The following is a 26,818-nucleotide window of genomic DNA, read 5'->3' as shown; positions in this document are numbered from 1 at the left end:
TAAAGTCTTTCGTCAGCCTGCATGCTTCCAATCCATCATCTTCAATGCTAGCACCATGTTCAATGTTTCCAATGCATCATCATGAATGTTTCCCATGCGTCATCCCCGAGTGCTTTTGTCGGGGATCTGCTTTTGTTTCAACTAAACACCATTAACACAGCATAAAAATGTACTTTCTCGCCTCATCTATCTCAATTTCATAGACTAAAACCATTGTTCCCAATCATCATTTCGTAAGCCTGCATACTTCCAATCCATCATCTTCAATGCTTTCAATGCTTTCAATGTTTTCAATGCTTCATTTTCAATGTTTCCAATGCATCATCATGAATGTTTCCCATGCGTCTTCAAATGATGGCTAACATTGTAAAACCTTATTGTTAGAAACAGATCCCGGCCCACAAGCACTGCCGGGATGACGTTAGAAGCATCATCACAAATGCTCCCTATCCGTCATCCCCGAGTGCTTTTGTCGGGGATCTGCTTTTAATACAATTAATGTAATTAACACAGCATAAAATTTACTTTCTCGCCTCATCTATCTCAATTTGATAGACTAAATCTATTGTAAAAAAGCACACATAAATTATGAAAATAGATCCTAATATAAGATTAGTATTCAGTACCGATAAAGGCCGTATTGAACCTGAAAAAGAAGTAGAAGCAGTACCCGATGGTGACGGCATAGTTCGGATCCATAAAGATACTAAAGGCCGTAAAGGCAAAGGGGTGAGTGTGCTAAAGGGCCTAGGTTTAGATCAAACTGAACTTAAAGCCTTAGCTCAGAAACTAAAAAAACAGTGTGGTTGTGGTGGTACTGTGAAAGACTTTGATATCGAGGTTCAAACAGATAACCGTGAACAATTGAAAACCCTATTAGAAAAAATGGGTTACACGGTGAAGCTAGCCGGTGGATAACCCCTTAAACATTAAGCCCCTAATATCCAAAGATAATTAATATCAAACGATTATTAAATAAAGTATTGGTTTATATACTTGTACACTCTGTTTCAATAAGTAAGTATTAGGGCTAGGTATTCAAGCAAAGGAAGTTATTATGGATGGTTCAGAAGTCAGTGTTGCCAAAAAAGGCCGTCTTCAAGGTGACTGTTTACAAGGTTATCTATTAATTGCTATGCCATCGCTTGAAGAGACATTTTTTGAGCGCAGTGTTATCTACATTTGTGAGCATGATGAAAAAGGCGCAATGGGATTGGTCGTGAATCGCCCAATCGGTCTTGAGCTCGAAGACTTACTAGAGCAAATGGGGCTTAATCCTTCACCTGAGTCGGCTTTCTATATTAATTCTCAAGTATTATCGGGCGGCCCAGTGTCACCAGATCGTGGCTTTGTGCTTCATAGTCCACAGCCGAATTGGATTAATAGCCATCAGGTAACAGATTATTGCATGCTGACGACATCACGCGATGTATTATCAGCCATTGGTACTCAAAAATCGCCCGCAGATTACGTCGTCCGCATTAGGTTATGCTGGTTGGGGAAAAGATCAATTAGAGCAAGAATTAGCAAACAATACCTGGTTAACCATTAAAGCAACTCCAGAATTGTTGTATACCAAAGACCCTGAGCATCTGTGGGATATCGCCTCTAAACAATTGGGCTTTGATATGTGGCAAATTTCATCTCAGGTAGGCCATGCTTGAGACAAAAATACGACACTAGACACTATGCCAAGCCTACATTATCTACCTGAAGGAACATCATGCAACCTCAAACCGTATTAGGTTTTGACTATGGCACCAAAAGTATTGGTATCGCAATCGGCCAAGCTATTACCGCCAGTGCCAGTCCATTAATGTCGATTAAAGCGGTTGATGGCATTCCCAATTGGGACGATATTGGTAAATTGATAACCGAATGGCAACCAGATCTAGTGGTAGTAGGATTACCGTTAAATATGGATGGTACAGAGCAAGAAATGACCCAGCGGGCACGTAAGTTTGCTAACCGCATTAATGGGCGCTTTGGTATAAAAGTAGCGACTCAAGATGAACGTCTAACAACGGCAGATGCCAAAGCCAGATTGTTTGAACTTGGTGGATTTAAAGCACTATCAAAAGGGCAAATTGATGCAATTTCTGCGGTACTGATTGTCGAAAGTTACTTTGAAAATCAATTCGGAGACTAAACGGCTTTATCGTATTTTTAAATCAGACCTTTCGTTACCCGCAATAGTATTTAATTTATTGATTAAATGCTGAACTTGACAATCATTTAACTGTCTATAAGCTGGTGATTATTTAAATGTTTTTGGAGTTTGTATGAAAAAGTTAGTTTTAGCGATAGCAGTATTAGCCTTAAGTGCATGTAGCACATTAAAAACCAATACTGATTTTGACCCAGCAGTGTCATTTGACCAATATAAAACATTCACTTGGGTTGCAGCCAAAGAAGAAGACAAAGGTTATCACTTAGATGGATTACTTGATCAGCGAGTAAGAGATGCCGTCGATAGTCAAATGGCAGCTAAAGGGTTAACTAAAGTCTCAGCTGATGCGGATTTATTAGTTAACTACCTGACCAAAGTAGACAAAAAGATTAATGTAGATACGTTTAACAACAACTTTGGCTATAACCCATATTATGGACCAGGTTGGGGATGGAGTGGTTCAATGCACACTCAAACCACGGTGCGTGAATATGAAGTCGGCACGTTAATAATTGATTTAATTGATAATAAAACGGGGAAGCTTGTATGGCGTGGTAGTGTTGAAGACACCATACGCGATCAAAATACGCCACAAGAGCGTGTAGAGATTATCAACAATGCCATTGGACATGTAATGTCAGCTTACCCGCCAAAAGCAGAAAAGTAGTATAAAACTGATATAGATTCTTAAAGCGCTTCCCTTTTGGGCAGCGCTTTATTGTTTAAAAGTCAGCATTTCGTAAATATCAGAATAAAATAACTAACACTAAACATGAACGACCATAAACATAAGTCAGTGTCATCTATCATTCTGTGCTGTTTATCTTTACCCACTCTCACCCATTTGATAAAATTCCTAACCGTGATAAGGAAATTCACCCTTCATTTGTAAGTGAGTCATGATGAAATCTTGGTATCTTTTGTATTGTAAACCGCGTGAGGAATTACGTGCACAACAGAATTTAGCGCTTCAACAAATTGAAAGCTATTTACCAATGATTAAAGAATCAAAAAAATCAAAATCAATCACCAAAATGGTCGACGTACCGTTATTTCCTAATTACCTGTTTATCCATTTTGACCCTACTGAATTCAGCGTGAGTAAAATTCACTCAACTCGCGGTGCCAGTCGTATTATCGGCTGCAAAGAAGTGATGACACCTATAGATGATAGATTAATTAGTGGCATTAAACGGCGTGTTAATGCTTTTGTGCCTGAGCTGGAAAAAGGCTTAATAAAAGGCGATAAAGTTACCTTTACTGAAGGACCTTTTATTGACCTAGAAGCTATTTTCGAAGAGCGAAATGCAGAGAAGCGTTGTTATGTTCTATTCAATATAATGGGTCAACAAAAGCGTATTTTAATTGATGAGCAAGCAATCAAAAAAAGTGCAGCAGGTAATGATTGTTAATTAATCGAGTTGATTATAAGTTAGTCGACATAATAGAGATATACTGACAACCTTGTAAGACATTGACTACAGCAGCTTATGTTTATAACTTTTAACCGCAGATAAACATTAAGGATTTGATGGTTTTTAATGTTTTATATCAAATATTTATTGGTTTTTTTTGATGTTAAAGTTACTTGTATGACTTTATCAGTTTTACAAAATGTTTTTTTAATGCCGACTGATTGATTTTTCTACATATTTAACAACACACTTAAGTTATAATACGCACCAAATTTTACATTGGTTCAGTTTGAACTAATAAATATTTAATCAAAAAATTAGATGTTTCGCAATGCGAAGGGCACAATAGAAGCCGCAATCTAAGGGCGGTAGCGTGTCTGAAAGACAACAGGCAGAAAAGTTTCTGTCTTTTAGCTAACGCCGAAGACCGTCTCGGTCGCCACGCGGAACGGTAGCAAAGCATGGCTTCTCGGTCGCCACGCGGAACGGTAGCAAAGCATGGCTTCTCGGTCGCTACAAAGAACGGTAGCAAAGCATAGCTTCTCGGTCGCTACAAAGAACGTTAGCAAGGTTAGCAAAGCATACTGTGTTAATCGCTACAAACAGCAGTATATATATTTTGAAAATTTGGCAATTTGCCAAGTACATAAGCCTTATCGTCGGTCGCCTAGTTCGCTATAGGCTTTTATCAAATTAACCCTAATTTTATTAATAATATTGGAGATACCTGGTGTTTCATAAAACCAAAACATTGTTCATTGCAGGCTTATCTGCCTTTATTATATTAACCATGCCAGTACAAGCGGTTACTCCATCACCACAAATGATTGAGCAATTTAAACAGCTGCCTAAATCAGAGCAGGCAAGAATTGCGAAACAATACGGTGTTGATCCATCTTCTTTTGGAGGAGGCAGTAGCGCTGCACCAAAAATTGAAAACCCTCAGGTGGTAAATGAGAGAGCCAGTAACCCAGACTCTTCAGCTGCAAAAAAATCAGACTCTGAATATGACTTTAAACGAGATAGCCAGCGTAATGAACTAACAAGATTTGGTTATGAAATGTTTGCTGGTGAACCGACAACATTTGCACCAGTGTCAGATGTTCCTGTGCCAAGTGAATATATGATAGGCCCAGGAGATGTCATTAATGTTCAATTGTATGGTAAAGAAAATCAAGAATATAGTTTAACCGTTGGTCGTGATGGTAATCTTCAGTTTCCTTCACTTGGCCCTATACAACTTAATGGCATGAGCTTTTCAGCCGCTAGAGATTCAATTAGCGAGCGAATTAAGCAACAAATGATTGGTATTGAATCTAATATCAGCATGGGCGAGCTTCGTTCTATTCGTATTTTTGTTGCTGGCGATGCTTATAAACCTGGCTCTTATACTGTTTCTAGTTTATCAACCATTACCCAAGCATTATTTGTTGCTGGTGGTATTAACGAAATAGGCAGTTTAAGAAATATTCAAGTCAAACGAAATGGTCGATTAGTCGGTAAATTCGATTTGTATGATCTACTATTACGAGGTGATGCATCTGGTGATATAAACCTACGTTCAGGTGATGTTGTTTTTATTCCTGCGGTTGGTGGATTAGTCAGTGTAACCGGTGAAGTGAGAAGACCTGCAATTTATGAAATAGCGCCTAATGAAACCATTTCAGATATCGTTACTATGGCAGCAGGCGTAAAAGCAGCTGCGTACCCTAAAGCCACCAGTTTAGAACGTTTTAATAGTAACGGCTTAAAAAGTATTATTAACCTTGATTTAACCTCAGCTAAAGACCAAACCTTATTAGCTAAAAATGGCGATTTTATTCGAGTTAAAAATTCATCTAGTCAATTTGAAAACACCATTACACTAGCCGGTGCAGTGGTTCGTCCTGGTAAATATCAATGGCGAGAAGGGATAACTATTGCCGGCGTATTACCGAGTGTATGGGGTGATTTAGCGCCTAGTGCCGATTTAAACTACGCCCTAGTGATTCGTGAAGTAAACAAGTACGGTGATATCAATGTATTGCAATTCTCCCTCGGTGCCGCAATTACTGGCGAAACCTTAACTGACAATCTGGTTTTATCACCACGCGATAAAATTCTCGTATTCAATTATGATGATTCTACTCAAAACCGTTTTGAATTAAATAAGCTAGTCAAGCAAAGAGTTGAAAAAGTTGCCGCGTTAAAAGGTGATTCACTACTGGGCAATGATCTTTTTCAATCAGGCTTTGCGTCATTGGATTTTTCGGGTAATAAAAAAACAGCTAAAACAAACATTGGTGGCGTCATCATTAGAGATACTGATTCGTCGCAAGAGCAGAATGCGGTAAAGAATGAAGTATCACAAATGTTAGCTAACTTATTTGACGATATTGAACTCATTAAAGTCAGCTATGCAATGAGCAGAGCTGAGTTACTTTACCCGATTATTAGTAAACTTTACCAACAAGGTAATGGTCACTCTAATGTTAAAGTTGTTGCCGCAGCAGGTAAGGTTCGACACCCAGGTTTGTATCCCCTAAGTGACAACCTAACCGTGAGTGACTTAATTAAAGCCGCGGGTGGCTTAACCGAAGGTGCATACCTTGAGAACGCGGAATTAACCAGAACACAAATTAATGATAATGGTTCAGGTATTATGCATCTAAGTGTTGATGTCGCATCAGCTCTTATGGGGGACCAGACCGCTAATTTTGCCTTGCAAAGTCGTGATGCATTGACGATTCAAACCATCCCAGACTGGCAAGAAAGTAAAAGCGTTGAGCTTCGTGGCGAAGTTAAGTTCCCAGGTGTTTATAATATCGGCCGAGGCGAAACATTAGCCCAACTGCTTGAACGTGCCGGTGGTTTTACTGAATATGCAGCGCGAAATGCGTCTGTATTTGTGCGTGAATCAGTGAGACAACAAGAAGAGTTAGAAATCAAAAAACTGGCCAATCAATTACGCCGTGATATAGCCAGTCGGGGTATTTCTAAAGACGGCATTCAAGTTAATTATGCTGACGCTCAATTGATGCTTACTGATTTAGAAAATATAAAAGCAGTAGGGCGTTTAGTGGTCGATTTAAATGCTATTAGCTTAGGTATAGATGAAGCCGACTTACAGTTAGAAGATGCCGACGTGCTTTATATCCCAGCTATAAAACAAACCATTGCAGTAATGGGTGAAGTTCAGCATCCATCAACACACAGGTTTAAATCGGGCTACACCCTTGAACAATATCTTTCATTGTCAGGTGGCCCACGCGAACGCGCAGATGAAGACCGCATTTATATTATCAAAGCCGATGGTTCGGTTACTTTACCAAGCAACAGTGCTTGGTTTGCAAGTGAAACAGAGATATCACCAGGTGACACGGTAATAATGCCGTTAGACACCGAATATAAAGATAACTTAACTCTTTGGACGCAAATTACCGGTATTCTCTATAACACTGCTGTAGCTGTATCCGCTATTTCTGGGCTGTAATTTTACATCATAATCAACAGAGTAATGATTAGCTGAGTGTGCTAATCATTACTTTCAGTAACTCTGTTACAACAGTTATCACTGTTAATTTTTAATCATTTAAAGAGATAATTCATTAATGTCGACAGAAATACATAACTATACCGACGCCAAATTTTTCAGCAAATTCACAGCAGAATAATTCTGATGAAATAGACCTTCGAGAATTATTCTCAGTCATTTGGCAAGGCAAGTGGATAATTATTGCCATTACTTTTGTTTTTGCTGTTGGCGCTGCAATACTTGCTATAAACCAACCCAACATCTATAAATCAGAGGCTTTATTAGCCCCAGCTGATACAGAACAAGGTGGTGGTGGTTTAGCTGCACTAGCGGGGCAATTCGGAGGTTTAGCCTCAATGGCAGGAATAAACCTAGGTCGCAAGGGCGGTGTAGATAGTAAAACACAAATGGCCATAGAGGTAATGAAGTCACGCCAATTCACCAGTGATTTTATACAAAATCATAATTTGCTGCCTGATTTAATGGCGAGCAAAAGCTGGAATATGGCTGACAATTCCATTAACTACAATGATAAAATGTATTTACCTTTGGAAAATAAGTGGATTCGTGAAGTACAAGCGCCATTTAAACCAGAACCCTCGATGCAAGAAGCATTTAAAAAATTCAGTAAAATTATAGTAATCAATACTGATAAAGAAACAAGTATGGTAACAATTTCAATAGAACACTTATCGCCGAGCATCGCACAGCAATGGGTAAATTGGTTAGTTGCTGACATTAATAAAGTCATGAAAAACCGGGATGTAACAGAAGCCAAACGGAGCATTGCTTTTTTAGAATCCCAAATTGAAAAAACTAACGTAGCTGATATCCGCACCATCTTATATAAATTGGTCGAAGAACAGGCTAAAACGATTATGTTTGCCGAAGTCCGTGATGAATATGTATTCAAAACAATTGACCCAGCATTAATAGCAGAAGAAAAATTTAAGCCTAAGCGAGCATTAATATCTCTGTTAGGCACAATACTTGGTGGTATCTTAGGTGTCATGTTTGTATTAATTAGATATTTTTTGAGAAAAAAAAATTAATTTGGTTCTGATTCCGACAAAGATTTTAAATTTGAATTTAACCTTAATTATTGTGTAATAGGGCCTTTTTTAAAAACAGCAAAATTAAGTCCCTGCGAAGCAGAGCAATTATTAGCGTGTATCAATATTTTTGAAATGTATACCAAGCTTGCTTTAAAAACCGATATATATATATGACATAATTGATGGTTAGTCTTAAAATGTAAACTCAAAGGCGTAGTATATACTTCTTTAAACTTGCACCGGAAATTATAATTCTGCCGATAAAGCTCAATTATTAATTATGGCAGAAAATAGTACTTATGTATTTAGTAATCCTTTATTGCTATTTATAGAGGGTATTCGATTTTTTAGTGATAACTAATTTTTCAGCTGTTTACCTTAATATAATTTAAAACAGTATGAAGACAATTTTGTTCGTGAGAGATTAAATGTTCTATAATAACGATAAATTTAAATCGATAATAGTAAGTAATCGTTTTAAATCAAGAAGTGAAGCATTAAAACAAAAAACAATTTATGTTTATTGTCCTATTGGTATGGAACATACCATAGGTCAAATTGTTGATGATTACTCTTTCGATATGATTGTAAATGACTATTCAATGACCGATTTAAATAAAAAAGTAATTTGCCACTATAATGCAAGCGACTTAACAAAGGAGCAGCGACATTACCTGGTAGTAGCCACTGAATTAGGTGCTTGGGTTGAGCCACTTGTAAGTTATCTTGATTCAAGACTCGGTTATACAGAAGTAAAATTATTACACAGTAGTTATTTCCTACATCAAAAAGCTTTCTCGATCTTATCCACGAAGCGAACTCAATATGCAAAACGTATATTGGATGTTTTTGCAGCGTTAATGCTGTCTATTGTAGCGCTACCTATTGGATTGTTCACGGCTTTAGCTATAAAGTTAGAATCCCCTGGCGGTGTTTTTTATAAGCAAAAGCGAACAGGCCAATATAACGAAGAATTTGAAGTTATCAAATTCAGATCAATGAGAAATGACGCAGAAAAAACTGGTGCACAATGGGCTGCTAAGAACGATGCTCGTGTCACCAAAGTAGGTAACTTTATTCGCAGAACACGTATTGATGAGTTGCCACAAATAATCAATATCTTCAAAGGTGAAATGTCGATAGTTGGTCCTAGGCCTGAGCGCGAAATCTTTATCGACGAGCTTGAGAAAGAAATACCATACTACCGTTTTAGGCATGCAGTTAAACCGGGTGTGACTGGGCTAGCACAAGTGTGTTATCCATATGGAGCTTCTGTTGAAGATGCTGTTTGGAAACATAAGTATGATATTTACTATATTAAGCATCACAGCACTTGGCTTGATATTAAAATTTTGTTCAAGACTGTTAAAGTAGTTTTGTTTGGTATGGGTCGTTGATTTAATTTAGCTTAGAAGAGACATATTGTGAAAATTCTTATTACAGGTGGTGCAGGGTTTATTGGTTCTGCAGTTGTTCGTCACATCATCGCCAACACTCAAGACAGTGTTATCAATGTCGATAAACTCACTTATGCAGGTAACCTCGAATCGCTAGCATCAGTGAGCGACAATTCTCGTTACCATTTTGAACAGGTTGATATTTGCGATCATGAAGAATTAAATCGTGTTTTTGCTACTTATCAACCAGATGCTGTAATGCACCTAGCTGCAGAAAGTCACGTTGATCGCTCTATTACTGGACCGTCTGATTTTATCCAAACTAATATTGTCGGTACGTATACCTTGCTTGAGGCAACGAGAGCATATTGGAATACACTAACGCCAGAAGCTAAACTGTCATTTCGTTTTCATCATATTTCAACCGATGAAGTCTATGGTGATCTCCCTCATCCAGATGATGTTTCAGTAGCAACTAATTTACCCTTATTTACTGAAACTACAGCTTATGCACCAAGCAGCCCATATTCAGCATCAAAAGCATCAAGCGATCATCTTGTTAGAGCTTGGTTACGCACTTATGGATTACCAACAGTGATTACTAATTGCTCAAATAACTATGGCCCTTATCATTTCCCTGAAAAACTTATCCCGTTAGTCATTTTAAATGCACTAGAAGGTAAATCATTACCTATATATGGTAAAGGCGATCAAATACGTGACTGGTTATTTGTTGAAGATCATGCCCGTGCACTCTACAAAGTTGTTACCGAAGGCAAAGTAGGAGAAACCTATAATATTGGTGGCCATAACGAAAAACAAAACCTTGAAGTAGTACAAACTATTTGTAGTATTTTAGATGTTTTAGTGCCCAAAGACAGCACGTATGCACAGCAAATAACCTATGTAACTGATCGACCAGGTCACGATCGACGCTATGCGATTGATGCAAGTAAGATGAGTAAAGAACTTAACTGGACTCCAGTCGAAACATTTGAAACAGGCTTACGCAAAACGATTGAGTGGTACTTAGATAATCAAACATGGTGCCAACATGTACAAGACGGAAGCTATAAACGCGAGCGTTTAGGCATTTAGTCGTTTTTATTAATTTGCTTTAATATCCTAGTTTTCTTAAACCTAGGATCAACTATTTATCTAGGAACCGATTTTACTATGAAAGGCATTATATTAGCTGGTGGTTCAGGAACTCGTCTATATCCTATAACTAAAGGTATCTCAAAACAGTTACTCCCTGTTTATGACAAACCAATGATCTATTATCCAATATCTGTATTAATGTTGGCTGGAATACAAGAGATCTTAATCATCACTACACCAGAAGATATGCAATCTTTTAAAAGGTTATTAGGCGATGGTTCAGACTTTGGGGTCAAGTTACAGTTTGCGGTTCAAGAGAAACCTGATGGGCTTGCTCAAGCTTTTATTATCGGTGAAGATTTTATAGGTACTGACAGCGTCTGCTTAGCCTTGGGTGATAATATATTTTGGGGGCAAGGTTTCTCTCCTATTTTGATAAAAGCGGCAAGTAGAACAACTGGTGCAACTGTGTTTGGCTATCAAGTTAAAGACCCTGAGCGTTTTGGCGTTGTCGAATTTGATGATAATCAAAAAGCGATAACAATAGAAGAAAAACCAATTAAACCTAAATCTAACTTCGCTGTTACAGGTTTATATTTTTATGATAACCGGGTTGTTGAAATTGCTAAGAGTGTCAAGCCCTCTGAAAGAGGGGAGTTAGAAATAACAAGCGTTAACCAAGCTTATTTAGAGCTTGGCGCATTAAATGTTGAGCTGTTAGGCAGAGGCTTTGCTTGGCTTGATACTGGTACATATGACAGTTTACTTGAAGCTGCTACATTTGTTGAGACGATTGAAAAAAGACAAGGTTATAAGATTGCATGCTTGGAAGAAATCGCCTGGAGAAATAAATGGCTATCTGATGAGCAAGTTAAATCAACCGCTAAGTTATTATCTAAAAACAGCTACGGAAATTATTTGATGGATTTAATAAGTCAGTAATGGATGAATTAATAAAGATAATCTCATTGGATTACCTTGGTGATGACCGAGGCGGACTCGTTTCGCTACAATCAAATCAGAATATTCCATTCGAAATTAAAAGAGTTTATTACCTCTTTGCGACTCAAGAAGGTGTTGCAAGAGGTTTTCATGCACATAAAGAGCTCAAGCAGGTTGCAATAGCATTGCACGGTTCATGTAGGTTTATATTAGATGATGGAAAACAACGGCAAGAAATCATTTTAGATTCACCACTTAAAGGCCTTTATATTGATAATAATAAGTGGCGTGAAATGCATGATTTTAGTAATGACTGTGTACTTGTCGTAATTGCAAGTGAACACTATGACGAATCGGATTATATAAGAGATTACCAAGATTTTTTGAAAGAGGTTATTAATGTTTAAACATATTTTGATTATTGGTTCAGGAACTATGGGTGTTGGTGTTGCATCATTATTAGCTGTTTTTGGCAATAATTTGACCATATTTGTCAGGGATGAGTCTAAAAAAAATATTGTTTTACAAAAGCTTGAAGATACTTTGAAGAGAACTATACGTAGACAAAAGTTGACTACTTCGCTAGAAGATATATTAAAAAACATTAATATTGTAAACTCAATACCAAATGGGACTTTTTTTGATTTTGTTTTCGAAGCAATAAGTGAAGATATTAATAAAAAGAAATTGATTATAGAAAGTTTTTCTGAATATGTGACTGAAAATACTATTTGGGCAACAAATACTTCAAGCTTATCTGTTACTGATATGAGTTCTAAATATAAGTTCCCCGAAAATTTTATAGGGTTACACTTTTTTAATCCTGTTGCAAATATGGAATTAATTGAAATTATTCCATCAATGTTAACAGCGGAAAAAACTATTAAATCTTGTTGGGACTTTAGCATAACGATTAATAAGCATCCAGTAAGAGTTGAAGATAGCCCTGGTTTTATTGTAAATAGATTATTGATTCCTATGATTAATGAAGCTATCGGTTTACTCGAAACTAGGGTTGCAAGTGTAGATGAAATTGACTCTGCAATGAAGTTAGGGGCACATCATCCTTTAGGTCCTTTGGCATTAGCTGATATGATAGGAAATGACGTTTGTTTATCTATTATGGAAGCTCTATACAGTGCTACTGGCGATTCAAAATATCGACCTTCATATTTGTTGAAAAAAATGGTCAGCGCAAATAAATTAGGAAGGAAAACAAGTGTTGGATTTCACTTATATTAATTAAGGAGCTCTAATGAACAAAATACATTCAACGGCTATAATTAGCAAAAGTGCAATTATTGGTGAAAATGTTTCTATTGGCGCTTTTTCTATAGTACATGATGATGTGATTATTGGTAATAATTCAGTTATAGAATCTTATTGTGAACTCGGTGTTAAAAATAAGTTTTGCAGTGATAGACCTTTAACCATTGGGAATCAAAGCCATATCAGAAGTCATAGTGTATTTTATTCTGATTCGGTTTTTGGTGATGGATTAATTACAGGCCATAGAGTTACAGTTCGTGAAAAAACTAACGCTGGACTCGGGTTTCAATTAGGTACCTTGGGTGATGTTCAGGGCCATTGTGACATTGGAGATTTTGTCAAATGCCACAGTAATGTTCACATTGGTAATAAGTCTAAAATAGGAAATTATGTTTGGATATTTCCATACGTTGTTTTGACTAATGATCCACATCCTCCAAGTGAAGTTCTTCTTGGCTGCGAAATAAGCGATTTTGCTGTAATTGCAACTATGTCTGTAATTTTACCCGGTGTAAAAGTTGCTTCTGATACCTTAATTGGTGCAGGCAGCATTGTTGGTAAGAATGTTGAGGCGGGCTGGGTAGTTGCTGGAAACCCTGCAAAGCCTATTTGTGAAATAATTAAAATAAAATTAAAAGATGGAACAGGTCGCAATGCATACCCATGGCGCAGTCATTTTCATCGTGGTTACCCATTAGAAACCGTTGAAAAATGGTTGTTAGAGTTTGATATATAATTGTTATTTTTATTTCATAAACTAAAGAGTAAATATTAGTGATTCCTTTTTTAGATTTAAAAGATTTGAATGCGCAATACAGAGATGAATTACTTGCTGCTTGTACAAAAGTTATTGATTCAGGTTGGTATATTCAGGGTAGTGAAGTTCAACAATTTGAACAAGAATTCGCAGCATATTGTGGAACAAAGTATTGTATTGGTGTTGCCAACGGATTAGATGCTTTAATATTAACGATTCGAGCATGGAAAGAGTTAGGGCGACTTAAAGAAGGGGATGAAATAATCGTACCGGCTAATACCTATATTGCCAGTATATTAGCAATCACAGAGAATGGTCTAATTCCTGTTCTGGTGGAGCCAGATTCAAAGTCGTATAATATATCTGTTAAAAATATTAAATCTGCAATAACAACAAATACTCGTGCAATTTTACCCGTACATTTATATGGCCAAATGTCTGATATGCCAGCCATAATGGAGATTGCTGAACGTTATAATCTTCTGGTGTTAGAGGATTCTGCTCAAGCTCATGGTGCAAGCATTTTAGGTAAAAAAGCAGGAAATTGGGGCCATGCAAGCGGCTTTAGTTTTTACCCCGGTAAAAACTTAGGTGCACTAGGTGATGCTGGTGCGATTACCACTAATGACGAACAGTTGGCATCTACAATTAGGGCTATTGCTAATTATGGTAGTCACAAAAAATATGAAAATATTTATCCAGGTGTAAATAGCCGTTTAGATGAATTGCAAGCAGCATTCCTTAGAATTAAATTACGCTCGTTAGATGAAGCCATAGCTCAACGACGAAAAGTTGCCGATTCCTATTTAGCTAACCTGCGTAAGACAAGTTTAGTTTTACCATTAGATGAACATATTTCTGCATTAGATTACGAGGGTCATGTTTGGCATTTATTTGTTATCCAGTGCGAAAACAGAGATGCTTTACAGTCATTTTTGGCGTCACGTGATGTGCATACGTTAATTCACTATCCAGTGCCGCCCCATAAGCAATCTGCATATAAAGAGTGGAATGATTTAAGTTATCCTATTACTGAATTAATTCATAATCATGTATTGAGCTTGCCTATTAGTCCTACAATGAAAACTGAAGATGTTTTATTGGTTAGTCAAATTATAGAAATGTATGACTCTATTTAAAACATCATTTTTAAGTTTTATTGCGACAGCAGTTAAATTGTTAGCTGCTTTAGTTATAAACAAGGCTATAGCAATATTTATAGGCCCCTCTGGTTTAGCCTTGATCGGCCAGTTTCAAAACTTTATACAACTTAGTCTAACATTCGGTCAAGGCGGAATAAACCAAGGGGTTACAAAATATACTGCTGAAAATAATGTAGATGAAAAATGGAAGCTAAAGTGTTTATTCAGTACCTCATTTAAAGTAAGTTTAATTACTTCCTTTATCGCAGGCCTTGTTATTATTGTTTCTCGCAATTTTCTGTCTGTTAAATTTTTGCAGTCAGAAGAGTATGCTTATATATTTATTCTTTTTGGCCTGACAATTATATTTTTTGTTTTAAACCAGCTTTTACTTTCAATATTAAATGGTTTGAAAGAGATTAAATTATATGTAAGTGTTAATATAATTCAAAGTTTATTCAGTTTAGTTTTTACTACTGTTATGATCTATTTTTATCAATTAGATGGAATTTTAATAGCGCTTGTCACTAATCAGTCTTTTGTGTTTTTATTTTTAATATATAAACTTAGAAATCATGCTGTTATAAAAATACAAGCTTTTTCAGATGCTTTGGATAAACCTCAATCATTGAGGTTATTTAAATTTTCCCTCATGGCATTAGTTTCTGCAGTTTGTGTACCTATTTCCCATCTAGTAATTCGTGACTATTTAGGCGCTCAACTTGGTTGGGAAGCCGCCGGGCACTGGCAAGCAATGTGGTACATCTCTAGTATGTATTTGATGGTTGTAACAACCACATTGAGTATTTATTTCCTACCTAAATTTTCCGAGCTTATAGATAAACAAAAAATAAAAAATGAGCTAGTCAATGGCTATAAATTACTTATACCAGCTGTGATGTTAATGGCTTTAATAATTTACTTAATTAAAGATTATATTATAGTTATATTGTTCTCTAATGAGTTTGTGCCTATGAAAGAACTCTTTTTTTGGCAGCTATGTGGTGATGTTATTAAATTATGTTCATGGCTTTTAAGTTATTTAATGTTAGCTAAAGAGATGTTAAAAAAATATGTTGTAACCGAAATTGTTTTTTCAGTCTCATTTGTTACTCTAGCTTTGCATTGTGTAGGTGAGTATGGCTTGGAAGGTATGTCTATAGCTTACTTTATTAATTATTTAATTTATTTTATCGTTATGGCTATTATTATAGTTAGATTTTTAAAAGTCAGAGATTAACGTAATGGTATATAAGTTAGTTAAAATATATAATTAAGAATTTATTATTTCTATCGATGTATAAGTATTTAACAAGATCTGTAATTTCGTATAAATCCCCCGTGATACAATCAATTTTTCATTAAATGTTTATCTAGGGTGTGTTGTATATTTGAGTAATATATCCGCAAGAAATAGACTCAGTATTTTAAATCATAGCGGTGAACTATCACTTGGGTATAATTGTTTTTTAACAATAATTTTTTATTTAATTGTTTAGAAATATTTCTATCGATGAACATACATTTTTTGGTCAAAATGTTAAATTGTATGACCACGATCATATTATTTCGGACTTATTTAGAGCGGCTGAAGAACAGTATATAAAAAACCATTCATATCGTATGTAATTATTGAGTTTACGCCAATACACTAATATTAAAAGGTATTTTATTTAATTATTATTCGGTAATGAGTGAGTTGCCAGGTAGATAAAAAGATTGATGAACCCAGTATCTACATAATGAAGAATAATAACCTAACAGAAATGAGATAGTAGGCTTTTATGCGCGAAATTATAAGTGTTGCCGTAATATGTTATAAGTCATCAGCAACAGTTACTGACACCCTTAACAGTATTCTAGTTCAAAATTATGGTTCAAAGTTTATTGAATTGATAATTTCAGATGATTGTTCAAATGATAATACCATCGATGTTATAGAGAGATGGATAGAAGTAAATCAACATCAATTTCATTCTGTTAAGTTATTTTCTGCCAAGTGTAACGGCGGCGTAGCCATAAATTGTAATATTGCTTGGCGCAATTGTTCAAGTGATTGGATAAAAACTATTGCAGCGGACGATATATTAACACCTAATTGCATTTCGGATAATATGTCTTTTATTAACAGTAATGCTGATGCATCACTTATTTTTTCTAAAATGTTTTCTTTTACTCAGGATTCAAAAATTAGTAAAGAAATGCCTTATGATATTGAATTTTTCTCCTTAAATTCAAGTGAACAGCTCGAAAAATTGATAAAAGACTGTTCATTGCAAGCCCCTTCATCTTTTATTCGAAAATCATTATTAGAAGATGTCGGTTATGCTGAGGAAAAGTATAATATGCTAGAAGATTACCCGCTTTGGTTTAAAATTCTAAAGATGGGTACAAAAATCTCTTTTCTTGATAAAAATACAGTTCTTTATAGGAACGCTGATTCTTTGTCCCAACAAGTTACTAAAATCGGTAATGTTGCTTATTTAAACTCTCTCTACAGTTTTCAGCAAGATTGTTTATGGCCATATTATAAGGGGATATTAGTTTTTAAAAAATGGGATGATTATATAGTAAATGGCAGCAAGTTATTATGGATAAATAATGTTAGTAATGTAAATAGTCTTTTTTTTAAGGCTTTTTATAAAGCCTTATTTTTAATTAGACCATATTTAATCTGGAAGCTCGCTCATGCTATTAAATGTCGAATAAGAGTTAAGTAAAGTATGATTGAAATTTTTATTGTTTTTCTGTTGTTCTTTATTTCTGTAATTGTATCAAATCATAAGTTAAGATTTTTTTCATTAAATCCGACAGTGCTTGGTTCGTTCTTGTTTCTGGCCTTATTTGTCCAGATTTTACCTGGAACTATTTTAGTTTCTTTTTTTGATTTTCCAATGGTGATGAATATAGAGAAAGCTATATCTAGTGAAACTCTGAGTTTAACTTTTATTTACACATTTATATCTGTTTCCACTTTATTTTTTTTACTTGGTATTATATCTTTTGTAATAAACTTGGATATAAATCTACAGAAGGTACCAGTATCATCTAACACAAGTCTCCTGCTTTTATTATGTTCACTATTTGTTGTTACCTTAAAAATAGCATCAATTGGTAATATTCCACTATTCATGGCTATAGGCGGTGATTTTATTGGTGCTGGTTTACTTAAAGCTAAGATACTAAAAAATGAAATAGGCCTTGGTGGCCTTTTTCTAGGTTATATTTTTGCTTACTTCCCTTTTGTATCACTTGTATATTCTTATGTTTGTAAAAACCTAATTGCAAACTCTGCTAGAATATTTAATTTAAATATGTGTTTGATCATATTTTATAGCTTGTATGATATGCAGAAGTCAAAACTTATTATTGTTTTCTTTATTTTGTTTGTTTTGTATCTGAAAAGTAGTAAAAAAATAAATTATACTTATTTTATTTTAATACCTTTAATAAGCATGATTGTTTTAATATCCTCATTTATGTTATTGCACAATAGCCCGTTAGGTGAGGTCTTTTATTCGGTAGTAGCACGTATTTTTATCGGTCAAGCCGAAGGGGGATACATGATGTATAGTGTATTAACGCCGAGTCTAGATAGGGTTACATATGGTATGCCATTAGCCGGCTCTTTCGGCTTCTCGGGTGTAGATCCAGCGGCTGAAATTATATCAATATTTTTCCCTACTGCTGGTGATGCTTGGGTTAATTCGAATTCATATGTTCAAGCGCATGCTTGGTCTATTTTTGGGCTTTCCTCTTTAGTTATTGCACCTGTAGTTATATGTATCAATATAATAGGATTATATTTTTTAAGAAGAATATTTACTCCTTTAGTTCATGGTTATGCTCATGCCGTTTATATTGTGTCCATATTAATGTTGCCACTTAATAATGATTTCTCTTACTTTTTATTTTTTAAGTCATGGGTTTGTTATTTAATATTAATGATTTTTTTCATTGTAATAATGGTTCCTATCTATTTTTTTAAAAAAGGTGATTCATTTACACCTCGGATAATTTTATGAAGGTATTACATATAGTCGGTAATAAAATTGAACCAGCAAATGGTATAGGTCGATTAGTACCGGAAATGATAGTTAATCATAACTCTTTAGGTGAAGGTTTAGAGTCCTCACTTTTAGTTTTATCTGGTAATTATTCAAGTACTGATTTTGCTGTTTATAATCTTGACGAAATTCAGTCTTTTGACGTTTTTTTTACACAGTTCGATTTGGTAGTTTTTCATGGTATGTATTTTTATCAGTACATAAAAATATCAAATATTCTAACAAGGACCTCTATACCGTATTTGATTAAGCCGCATTCTAGTTTGATGTTTGCAGCACAGCGAAAATCAAAACTAAAAAAAACCATAGCTAATTTTGTTTTCTTTAAACGATTTTTTAAAAGATCAAAAGGAGTGCTGTTTACCAATTTAGATGAGATGACTAACTCTCTTAAATGGTCAGATAAATGGTTTGTTGAGCCAAATGGTCTTGATTTTAGCTTTTCTGGCGCCAATCTAAAGATAAGCAGTGGTTGTGAAAGTTTTAAATTTATCTATTTATCTAGGATAGATTTTAGTCATAAAGGTACGGATCAACTCTTAGATGCACTATCTATTATAAAAAGTAAAAATCTTTTAGATAAATTTTCTTTGGATATATACGGGAAAGGTAGTGTAGCAGAGGAAGGAGTTGTTAAAAAAAGATTGCTAGAATTAGGTTCTCCCAACATTGTATTTAAGGGCCCTGCTTATGGTTCTGTAAAAGTTAATGCTTTTAATAACGGTGATATTTTTATTTTAACTTCAAGGTATGAAGGTTTTCCTATGGCGATTTTGGAAGCTCTACACTTTGGACTTCCTTGTATTGTTACACCTGGAGCTAACATGACAAGTATTCTTAGTAGTAATAATGTCGGTTGGTTAACGGAAGGTAATCCTGAGTCGATAGCGAATACTATGATTAAGGCTAACTCAATATCTACATCTTGTTTATCCGAAATGTCCTTGACAGCTAATAAGTATGTTCATGACCATCACAACTGGCAGACAGTCGTCAATACATCACGATATATTTTCCAAGAAGTTATCGAGGCTGCAAGATGAAGCATGTCTTATTAATAGGAGGGGCTAGTTTCATCGGTTTGAACCTTATTGAGAAGTTTATTTCTGAAAACTATAAAGTTATAGCTTATGGAAGGACAGAGCCAATAATTAAACATGAAAATTTATTTTTTATTAAGGGGGAGCTTTATGATGTAGCTTCGAAGCTTTCATTTATAAAATCACTCGATATTCATGATGCCATTTATCTTGTAAATAATATCCCTGTCAATTCTAGTATTGATAACTACTCTAAGTTATTAGACTTAAACAAGTCAGCTTTTAATGCAATTTTAAAATTAGTTAATAGATTGGTGTTTTTTTCTTCAGGAGGACGTGTTTATAGTAGTTCTGAAACCCCTCATTTAGAATCTGATCTTATCGATCCAATTTGTCAATATGGGCGCAGTAAGGCGGAGCTTGAAGATTACCTACAGTCGATAGCTAAAAACGATGGTGCTGATATATTAATTATAAGGCCATCAAATCCTTACGGGAAATATCAGAATATACGAGGTTCACAAGGTTTAGTTGCAGTTTTGATTGGTAAGTTCATTGATGGTGTATCAATTGATATATGGGGTACTGGTCGTGAGGTTAGAGATTATATATATATATGTGATTTTGTCGAGATATTCTTTAAATTACTGTCAAAATCCGACTTGATCTATAACGTTTATAATATTAGTTCTAACTTTGGCAGCTCTACTCTTCAAGTTCTAGAGTTAATTAATAACCATTTTGATGTTGAGCGCGATTTTAATTTGATAAATGTAAGTCAACCTATTGTTAGTTTTAACGTTTTATCTAATAATCGAGTTCTAAATGAAGTGGGTGATTTTGAACTTACTAGCTTCGGTGATGGTCTAGATTTATTCATTAAACATGTTTGTAAATTGTAGTTTGATTCTATTTGTTAATTGTTTAGTGGTTTATTCAAATTTTATGAGCTTTAGATTTTTGAGTTTTTGAGGTTTTTATGTCTTTAGTATCAATTGTTATGCCCTCTTATAACGCAGAGAAGACGATAGCAGTTTCTATTAATTCTGTTATTTCACAGAGTTATTCAGATTGGGAGTTGTTAGTTGTTGATGATTGCTCAACTGATAATACTATTTCAATTGTTCAAAGTTTTTGTGACAAAAGAATAAAGTTATTTGTTTTGCGAGAAAATTCCGGTTCCCCAGTTATCCCTAGAAATTTCGCTATCGATAAAGCCTCTGGTGAGTATATTGCTTTCTTGGATTCCGATGATATTTGGTTTGCCGATAAACTGAGTTTTCAACTTTCTGCCATGAAATCTAGTGGGTATCTTATTTCTCATTCTTCCTATAATCGTGTTGATGAAAATGGCGTTTTTTTAAATGTAGTTTCAGCAAATTTTAATGTAACTTATAATAAATTATTACATGGAAATTGTATAGGGAATCTTACTGGTATATACAACTGTTATATTTTAGGTAAGTTTTATCAAAAAAAAATTGGTCACGAAGATTATCTTATGTGGTTAAATATTATATCTAATAATGATTCCTTAGCCATCTCCACTCCTCTTGCTAGTTATCGTGTTCTTAATAATAGTGTATCATCTAATAAATTTAGAGCTATGTATTGGCACTTCAATATTTTAAAACGTGAGATGGGTATTAATATTTTTAAAGTTATTTATTTAATGTTTTTTTATATTAGGAATGCCTTAGCAAAGCGATTTTAATAATATATTCTTTAATTTCGATTCAGTTTTTTGGTGTAATATGAAAGTAGTTATTCCCGTTGCAGGTCTAGGCACGCGTATGTTACCGGCGACTAAAGCTATTCCGAAAGAGATGTTGCCTTTAGTTGATAAACCCTTAATTCAGTACATTGTTAATGAGTGTGTGGCTGCAGGAGTTAAAGAGATCGTTTTAGTAACCCATGCCAGTAAAAATGCGATTGAAAATCACTTTGATAAATCATACGAGCTTGAGTCAACCCTAGAGAAGCGAGTCAAACGTCAGCTACTTGAAGAAGTACAAGCTATTTGCCCCAAAGATGTGACAATTATGCATGTGCGTCAAGGCGAAGCCAAAGGGTTAGGTCATGCGGTGTTGTGTGCTAAACCTTGTATAGGTAATAATTCTTTTATCGTTGTTTTACCGGATGTGATTTTAGACTATTACAGTGCTAATCAAAAAACTGACAATCTCGCGGCAATGATTAAACGTTACAAACACAGTTTAGTCAGTCAGATTATGGTTGCGCCGGTACCTGATAATGACGTCAATAAATATGGCATCGCTGATTGTGATGGAGCTGACATAGCACCTGGTGATTCGGCGAAGATTAAAGCTATGGTTGAAAAACCTACTATTGGTGAAGCGCCGTCTAATTTAGCTGTAGTAGGGCGTTATGTCTTATCAGAAAAGATATGGCCATTATTAGCTAAGACTCCACATGGCGCAGGAGACGAAATTCAGTTAACTGATGCGATTGATATGTTGATAGACCAAGAGACTGTTGAAGCGTTCCATATGACTGGTAAGTCACATGATTGTGGCGATAAGCTGGGCTATATGAAAGCGTTTGTTGAATACGGCTTACGTGATCCTAAACTTGGTGCTGCGTTTAAAGCTCAAGTGTCTAGTATGCTTGAATAGTTGTACATACAGCTCCATATGAAAGGCTTTGAAATTTATGTTCAAAGCCTTTTTTGCTTAGTAATATAACTGTGTGATACGAGGAAAGGTTTCGTATATGTATTTTATGTTTGATAAATGATAATAACAATAGTAATAACTTTAGCTCTTTAAAAACAATCTTAACTCTACAATTTACCATATAGCTAATAAAAATTAGTTATATGGTAAATAACTTCTATTTATAGTGCTTTGACGTTAATAAGAGTTTTATGTTTTTTAAACTCTTATTAAAAATAAGGATGCTACTCAGTCTTTTTGTATAAAGCTTTAATTTTACTTGATAATATTTTTTCTGCAATAAATAAAGATCCCTCTTTAGATAAATGTCCATAATCTACTTGAATTAAAACTTCATTATCAACTTTCACTCTACAAAAAAAACTATTGATTTTTTTTACGCATAAATTATCTATTAATGATAGGTATATAATGTTTGTAGGAAATGCTTTTTTTGAAAGTTCAGAGTCAATAGCAATTATAGACATATCTAATCCATCATCATTAACGAATTTACTATCATTGTTCCAATTCTTCGTTTTTATCATAACTTTTGGCAAAGATGGTTTCCATTGTTGAATTGGCCCAACTAATAGTACTTTCTCAACGCCTAAATCCTTGAGTGTTTCGCTTATACCTTCCCAGTCAGAGTTGTTATGTCCATTTGCCTGTGCAATTATCACTAGCTTTGGTTTGAGATTTGAAATGCTCTCTAATGCAACTTTGTTTGAGCTGTCACAAGCTTCTTTAAAAACCCCTGTTAACTCATCAGTATTTTTTAATGACGCTTTACATCCAGCAGAGGTTTTTTGATAAAAAGGTATATTTAATGGGGTCAATATCGATCTAATTCCAAATGAAAGAGCTTCAGCATGCGAATCACCCCATAAATAGACACCTTTCTGCCCTTTTTCATTAATACAACTTGGATCAACATCAAGTGTGTTGTTGTTTGTCAATGATGAATATGTATTACACTTTAACCAATACGTTTCATCTAAATTTCGATGTGCTTCCTCATATAAATTTAAAAACTTTGCTTGAGGCGTTGACGCGCCTAACCTTTCTTTAATATTTATTCCATTTGTCATGTATATGCCACCGCTTATAATTCCTAAAAATAATGTAATATAAATTGGTTTGCATGTTCCATAACTCAAAAATCCTGTAAAGTTGTTTCTGAATTTAATTTTTTCAATATATTTATGACTAAAGAAACCAAGTAAAACTGATGCGAAAATGCCTATGAAAATAAAGTTTTTATCTAAAGAATAATAGTAAATGGCTACAACTATCGGCCAGTGCCATAAGTAAATTGAATATGACCAAGCGCCTATTTTTTGAAAAATAACATTGCCGGTAATTAAACTGTTATTATGCTGTGCTTGTATTACTAAAAATGAACCTAAAACTGGGAATATAGCTAAATAACCCGGCCAAGGACTGTCTTTAGATATGAATAGGTAAGAACATAAAATCAATGTTATTCCTAGTAACTCAAGCGCTTGCTTTTTAGGGCCTTTTATTTTGATTGGGTAAAGGTATGCTACTCCACCAATCATCATTTCCCAAGCTCTAGTTGATAGTAGATAATAAGATGCGTTTGGCCATGCATATGTCGAAATAATACAAAAAATAAATCCAATGATAGTTAAAATTAAAATTGTCTCTTTCATTTTTTGTTTAGAAATATATTTATGCATACCTACTAATATAAGCGGGTATGCTAAATAAAACTGCCATTCAACAGACAGCGACCAAGTATGTAGTAACCACTTTTCATGTGATATGGCATCAAAATAACCCGATTCTCGCCAATAAATGATATTAGATAAGAAGCTAATGCTGGATAATGCATGTTTCCCTAAGGATTTAAAGTCTAATGGTGTTAAATAAAACCACCCAAATATAATTAAAGTTAAACATAAGACAGCTAAAGCAGGAATTATTCGATTAGCTCTAGAAATATAAAATTTTAATATAGAAAAGTCATTTTTTTCTATTCCGTTAAAAATGATTCCAGTCATTAAAAATCCTGAAATGACAAAAAACACATCAACACCAGCAAACCCACCAGGCATCCAAGAAGCATTAAAGTGAAACAATACAACGGCTATTACTGCAATAGCCCTGAGGCCATTTATATCTTTTCTGAATTGCAATGTATACGCTCAATAATTTTACAATGATAATAACACCATTTTATACGAACTATTGTGCAAGGCAAGGCAAGGGGTTGATTACAGGGCGAGTTCATGAACACTTTTCGTTCAATTAAATAGGTGATTTGACTCGTTAACGCTGTTGTTATCTTGTACTCTCTTTTAAGGAGTATTGCATGATTCTTTCTCATCGTTGCTGCTGTTATAGTAGTTTCGAGGGATTGGAAGAAATTGAATACTTCGGTCATTGCCACCTCGATTGGTTAAAAAATCATGGTGGTTTTTGCCTTTGCATTCCATTACACTATCGCACGCCTTATTAGTAACATAAATCCAGACCACTTTCAGAATGCATTTATTCGATGGATGCAAAGTTGCGAACATCTGACTGATGGTAAGCGCTCAATTAAGCCCACATACCAATAAAAATAAACTTTTGGCATAGTTCTTCTTTACAAAGGAGGTGCTATGAATCAATCGTAAAAACATGTCCACTGGACTCAAATACTGACTGAGTTCAAACAAAGCCAGTTACCGATTAAACAATTTTGTACTGAGCGGTCAATCCACTATCAAACACTTTACTGTTGGGTCAAAAAACTCAATAGTAAAGAGGCCAAGCAGTACGTTCAGCCCATTGTCTTTGACCAGGAAAGGACTGATGTCGTGGTGCTATTATTACCTAACGGTATTCGCGCAGATTTCCCCTCGATGCTCAGTCAAATACAAATCAAACATTGGGTTGCAGCACTACAATGACTCCCACTGGTAACGTGTATTTAGTGTCGGGTGTCACCGACATACGAAAGTCGATTGATGGATTATCATTAATCGTCGCGGATACGCTTGAAATGGACCAATTTAGCCAGGCTTGGTTTATTTTCTGCAATCGGGGCCGCGATAAACTCAAAATCCTATTCTGGGATACCAATGGATTTTGGCTTTATTATCGTTTCCTCGAAAAAGGCCATTTTAAGTGGCCAGCGCCTAAATGTGATGGCGCTGTTCATATCAGCAAGCAGCAATTACAATGGCTATTATTGGGATTAACCTTAGATAATCCTAAGGTGCATCGACCCATATTTGGTCTTGAAGTGTGACGTTAAATGTTGATCGCAAATTTCTACTTGAACGATCATTTTTCTCTGTCAGACTAAGGATATTGATAACCTTTTAAGCCCTGAGCCACCTTGACTGACTTACCTGATGATATAGCACAACTCAATGTCTAATTTGAGCTTGGCTCAGCGTAGCAGGAAATTCAGCGCGAATACCGTTGGTAAAGGTAATGTTCATCGACAGAACTTGCGTATATTCATGTTCATCGACAATGATGGGGTGCAAGGTTTGCATGGCGTCAGGAACGCGCAGCCGCTTAGACCAATAGTAGAAGGTTTGATAACTGATGCCGCTGTCTGTACAGAATTGCTTAATGGATAGCTGGCTTTGTTTTTGTTGCTCAACAATTGATACCCAATGGGCGCGCTTTTGTTCTTGGTTCATAGTACCTCCGGTGAAAAAGGCACTATATTAAAGCGTGAGTATTATTGGTATGTGGGGTTAATTAACCGCTTACTTTGAAAATCTTTAGCCTTGAGTGAACACTCAAGGCTTTTTTCGTTTTTGGGGAGCAGATCCCAGCCCAGAAGCGTTGCCGGGATGACGTTGGTGTTTTAAGGTTGTTGTCACACTTGATCAAGCTCAGCCCCGTTATGTCATCTCCTTCAACCTCAGTCCTCAGTCCTCAGTTCTCAGTCCTCATCCAAACAGAGTTCACTGTGGCAAGCCCCATTTCGTCATCCATGTGGCTGCTCCCATTTCGTCATCCCCGAGATCTGTTATCGGGGATCCAGGTTTTAGTTTTTGGCGTCATATAAAGCAGATCCCGGCCCAGAAGCGTTACCGGGATGACGTAGGTGTTTTTAAGGTTGTTGTCATACTTGATCAAGCTCAGCTACGCTATGTCACCTCCTTCAACCTCAGTCCTCAGCCAAACAGAGTTCACTGTGGCAGTTTCTATCTGTCATCCTCCATATCCCCGTGGCTCCTCCTATTTAGCCATCCATGTGGCTGTTCACATTTCGTCATCCCCGAGATCTGTTATCGGGGATC

General features: G+C 35.4%; 22 protein-coding genes and 3 pseudogenes. 23 read left to right on the top strand and 2 right to left on the bottom strand.

Annotated features, from left to right (window positions below; all coding sequences use genetic code 11):
- Positions 1 to 588: 588 nt before the first annotated feature.
- The 21 genes and pseudogenes from yciH (at position 589) to galU (ending at position 22,505) form a co-directional block, all read left to right on the top strand.
- Complete coding sequence (yciH, locus tag ACRWQN_RS15215; RefSeq protein ID WP_226414092.1) at positions 589 to 918, top strand: stress response translation initiation inhibitor YciH; 330 nt, start codon at positions 589 to 591, stop codon at positions 916 to 918.
- Positions 919 to 1,057: 139 nt separating this feature from the next.
- Positions 1,058 to 1,664, top strand: a pseudogene (locus ACRWQN_RS15210) (YqgE/AlgH family protein).
- A gap of 59 nt (positions 1,665 to 1,723) precedes the next feature.
- Positions 1,724 to 2,149 carry a Holliday junction resolvase RuvX gene (ruvX, locus tag ACRWQN_RS15205; protein ID WP_434938690.1) on the top strand — a complete coding sequence of 142 codons (426 nt, stop codon included), beginning with the start codon at positions 1,724 to 1,726 and terminating at the stop codon, positions 2,147 to 2,149.
- 133 nt (positions 2,150 to 2,282) lie between these two features.
- Positions 2,283 to 2,837 carry a DUF4136 domain-containing protein gene (locus tag ACRWQN_RS15200; protein ID WP_434938688.1) on the top strand — a complete coding sequence of 185 codons (555 nt, stop codon included), beginning with the start codon at positions 2,283 to 2,285 and terminating at the stop codon, positions 2,835 to 2,837.
- Positions 2,838 to 3,072: 235 nt separating this feature from the next.
- A complete protein-coding gene (rfaH, locus tag ACRWQN_RS15195; protein WP_434940672.1) occupies positions 3,073 to 3,582 on the top strand; it encodes a transcription/translation regulatory transformer protein RfaH in 510 nt (169 codons plus the stop codon).
- A 733-nt stretch (positions 3,583 to 4,315) separates the two neighbouring features.
- Positions 4,316 to 7,057 carry an SLBB domain-containing protein gene (locus ACRWQN_RS15190; protein ID WP_434938686.1) on the top strand — a complete coding sequence of 914 codons (2,742 nt, stop codon included), beginning with the start codon at positions 4,316 to 4,318 and terminating at the stop codon, positions 7,055 to 7,057.
- A gap of 118 nt (positions 7,058 to 7,175) precedes the next feature.
- Positions 7,176 to 8,151: pseudogene (locus ACRWQN_RS15185) on the top strand (Wzz/FepE/Etk N-terminal domain-containing protein).
- A 431-nt stretch (positions 8,152 to 8,582) separates the two neighbouring features.
- On the top strand, positions 8,583 to 9,551 hold the full coding sequence (locus ACRWQN_RS15180) for an exopolysaccharide biosynthesis polyprenyl glycosylphosphotransferase (protein ID WP_434938685.1): 969 nt from the start codon (positions 8,583 to 8,585) through the stop codon (positions 9,549 to 9,551).
- 27 nt (positions 9,552 to 9,578) lie between these two features.
- Positions 9,579 to 10,649 (top strand): dTDP-glucose 4,6-dehydratase, encoded by a 1,071-nt coding sequence (gene rfbB / locus ACRWQN_RS15175; RefSeq protein WP_434938683.1) that lies wholly within the window; start codon positions 9,579 to 9,581, stop codon positions 10,647 to 10,649.
- 78 nt (positions 10,650 to 10,727) lie between these two features.
- Positions 10,728 to 11,594: a glucose-1-phosphate thymidylyltransferase RfbA gene (gene rfbA, locus ACRWQN_RS15170; RefSeq protein ID WP_434938681.1), complete on the top strand. Its 867-nt coding sequence runs from the start codon at positions 10,728 to 10,730 to the stop codon at positions 11,592 to 11,594.
- The gene (locus tag ACRWQN_RS15165; RefSeq protein ID WP_434938680.1) at positions 11,594 to 12,001 is read left to right on the top strand and encodes a sugar 3,4-ketoisomerase; all 408 of its coding nucleotides are present in this window, start codon (positions 11,594 to 11,596) and stop codon (positions 11,999 to 12,001) included. The genes rfbA and ACRWQN_RS15165 overlap by 1 nt, the downstream gene beginning before the upstream one ends.
- On the top strand, positions 11,994 to 12,836 hold the full coding sequence (locus ACRWQN_RS15160) for a 3-hydroxyacyl-CoA dehydrogenase family protein (protein ID WP_434938678.1): 843 nt from the start codon (positions 11,994 to 11,996) through the stop codon (positions 12,834 to 12,836). The genes ACRWQN_RS15165 and ACRWQN_RS15160 overlap by 8 nt, the downstream gene beginning before the upstream one ends.
- A 13-nt stretch (positions 12,837 to 12,849) precedes the next feature.
- Complete coding sequence (locus ACRWQN_RS15155; protein WP_434938676.1) at positions 12,850 to 13,599, top strand: N-acetyltransferase; 750 nt, start codon at positions 12,850 to 12,852, stop codon at positions 13,597 to 13,599.
- 38 nt (positions 13,600 to 13,637) lie between these two features.
- Positions 13,638 to 14,759 carry a DegT/DnrJ/EryC1/StrS family aminotransferase gene (locus ACRWQN_RS15150; protein WP_434938675.1) on the top strand — a complete coding sequence of 374 codons (1,122 nt, stop codon included), beginning with the start codon at positions 13,638 to 13,640 and terminating at the stop codon, positions 14,757 to 14,759.
- Positions 14,746 to 16,002, top strand: coding sequence for an O-antigen translocase (locus ACRWQN_RS15145; protein WP_434938674.1), 1,257 nt, complete (start codon positions 14,746 to 14,748; stop codon positions 16,000 to 16,002). Before ACRWQN_RS15150 ends, ACRWQN_RS15145 begins: the two co-directional genes overlap by 14 nt.
- A gap of 544 nt (positions 16,003 to 16,546) precedes the next feature.
- On the top strand, positions 16,547 to 17,482 hold the full coding sequence (locus ACRWQN_RS15140) for a glycosyltransferase family 2 protein (protein ID WP_434938672.1): 936 nt from the start codon (positions 16,547 to 16,549) through the stop codon (positions 17,480 to 17,482).
- A 3-nt stretch (positions 17,483 to 17,485) separates the two neighbouring features.
- Positions 17,486 to 18,787, top strand: a complete 1,302-nt coding sequence (locus ACRWQN_RS15135) for a hypothetical protein (protein WP_434938670.1) — start codon at positions 17,486 to 17,488, stop codon at positions 18,785 to 18,787.
- Positions 18,784 to 19,872 carry a glycosyltransferase gene (locus ACRWQN_RS15130; RefSeq protein WP_434938669.1) on the top strand — a complete coding sequence of 363 codons (1,089 nt, stop codon included), beginning with the start codon at positions 18,784 to 18,786 and terminating at the stop codon, positions 19,870 to 19,872. The genes ACRWQN_RS15135 and ACRWQN_RS15130 overlap by 4 nt, the downstream gene beginning before the upstream one ends.
- Entirely contained in the window at positions 19,869 to 20,771 is a 903-nt protein-coding gene (locus ACRWQN_RS15125) for an NAD-dependent epimerase/dehydratase family protein (protein ID WP_434938667.1), read from the top strand. The genes ACRWQN_RS15130 and ACRWQN_RS15125 overlap by 4 nt, the downstream gene beginning before the upstream one ends.
- 77 nt (positions 20,772 to 20,848) lie before the next feature.
- Positions 20,849 to 21,583 (top strand): glycosyltransferase family 2 protein, encoded by a 735-nt coding sequence (locus ACRWQN_RS15120; RefSeq protein ID WP_434938665.1) that lies wholly within the window; start codon positions 20,849 to 20,851, stop codon positions 21,581 to 21,583.
- Between the two features lie 40 nt (positions 21,584 to 21,623).
- Entirely contained in the window at positions 21,624 to 22,505 is an 882-nt protein-coding gene (gene galU / locus ACRWQN_RS15115; RefSeq protein WP_434938663.1) for a UTP--glucose-1-phosphate uridylyltransferase GalU, read from the top strand.
- A gap of 284 nt (positions 22,506 to 22,789) precedes the next feature.
- On the opposite strand, the gene ACRWQN_RS15110 is transcribed toward galU, so the two are convergent.
- Complete coding sequence (locus tag ACRWQN_RS15110) at positions 22,790 to 24,706, bottom strand: acyltransferase family protein (RefSeq protein WP_434938661.1); 1,917 nt, start codon at positions 24,704 to 24,706, stop codon at positions 22,790 to 22,792.
- Positions 24,707 to 25,201: 495 nt separating this feature from the next.
- Here ACRWQN_RS15110 and tnpA (ACRWQN_RS15105) point away from each other — a divergent pair.
- Together tnpA (ACRWQN_RS15105) and tnpB are read left to right on the top strand one after the other, a co-directional pair.
- Positions 25,202 to 25,465, top strand: a pseudogene (gene tnpA / locus ACRWQN_RS15105) (IS66 family insertion sequence element accessory protein TnpA); the annotation flags it as partial.
- On the top strand, positions 25,462 to 25,806 hold the full coding sequence (gene tnpB / locus ACRWQN_RS15100; RefSeq protein WP_434938659.1) for an IS66 family insertion sequence element accessory protein TnpB: 345 nt from the start codon (positions 25,462 to 25,464) through the stop codon (positions 25,804 to 25,806). The pseudogene tnpA (ACRWQN_RS15105) and the gene tnpB, both read left to right, overlap by 4 nt.
- A gap of 121 nt (positions 25,807 to 25,927) precedes the next feature.
- Here the strand turns inward: tnpB and tnpA (ACRWQN_RS15095) are convergent, their stop codons facing one another.
- Positions 25,928 to 26,209, bottom strand: a complete 282-nt coding sequence (gene tnpA, locus ACRWQN_RS15095; RefSeq protein WP_434938657.1) for an IS66 family insertion sequence element accessory protein TnpA — start codon at positions 26,207 to 26,209, stop codon at positions 25,928 to 25,930.
- Positions 26,210 to 26,818: the final 609 nt, after the last annotated feature.

It is taken from the genome of Shewanella sp. HL-SH8 (assembly GCF_051165765.1).
Classification (GTDB): Bacteria; Pseudomonadota; Gammaproteobacteria; order Enterobacterales; family Shewanellaceae; genus Shewanella; species Shewanella glacialimarina.
Note: the sequence above shows the minus strand (reverse complement) of the source record. Positions and strands in the feature narration are given on the sequence as shown.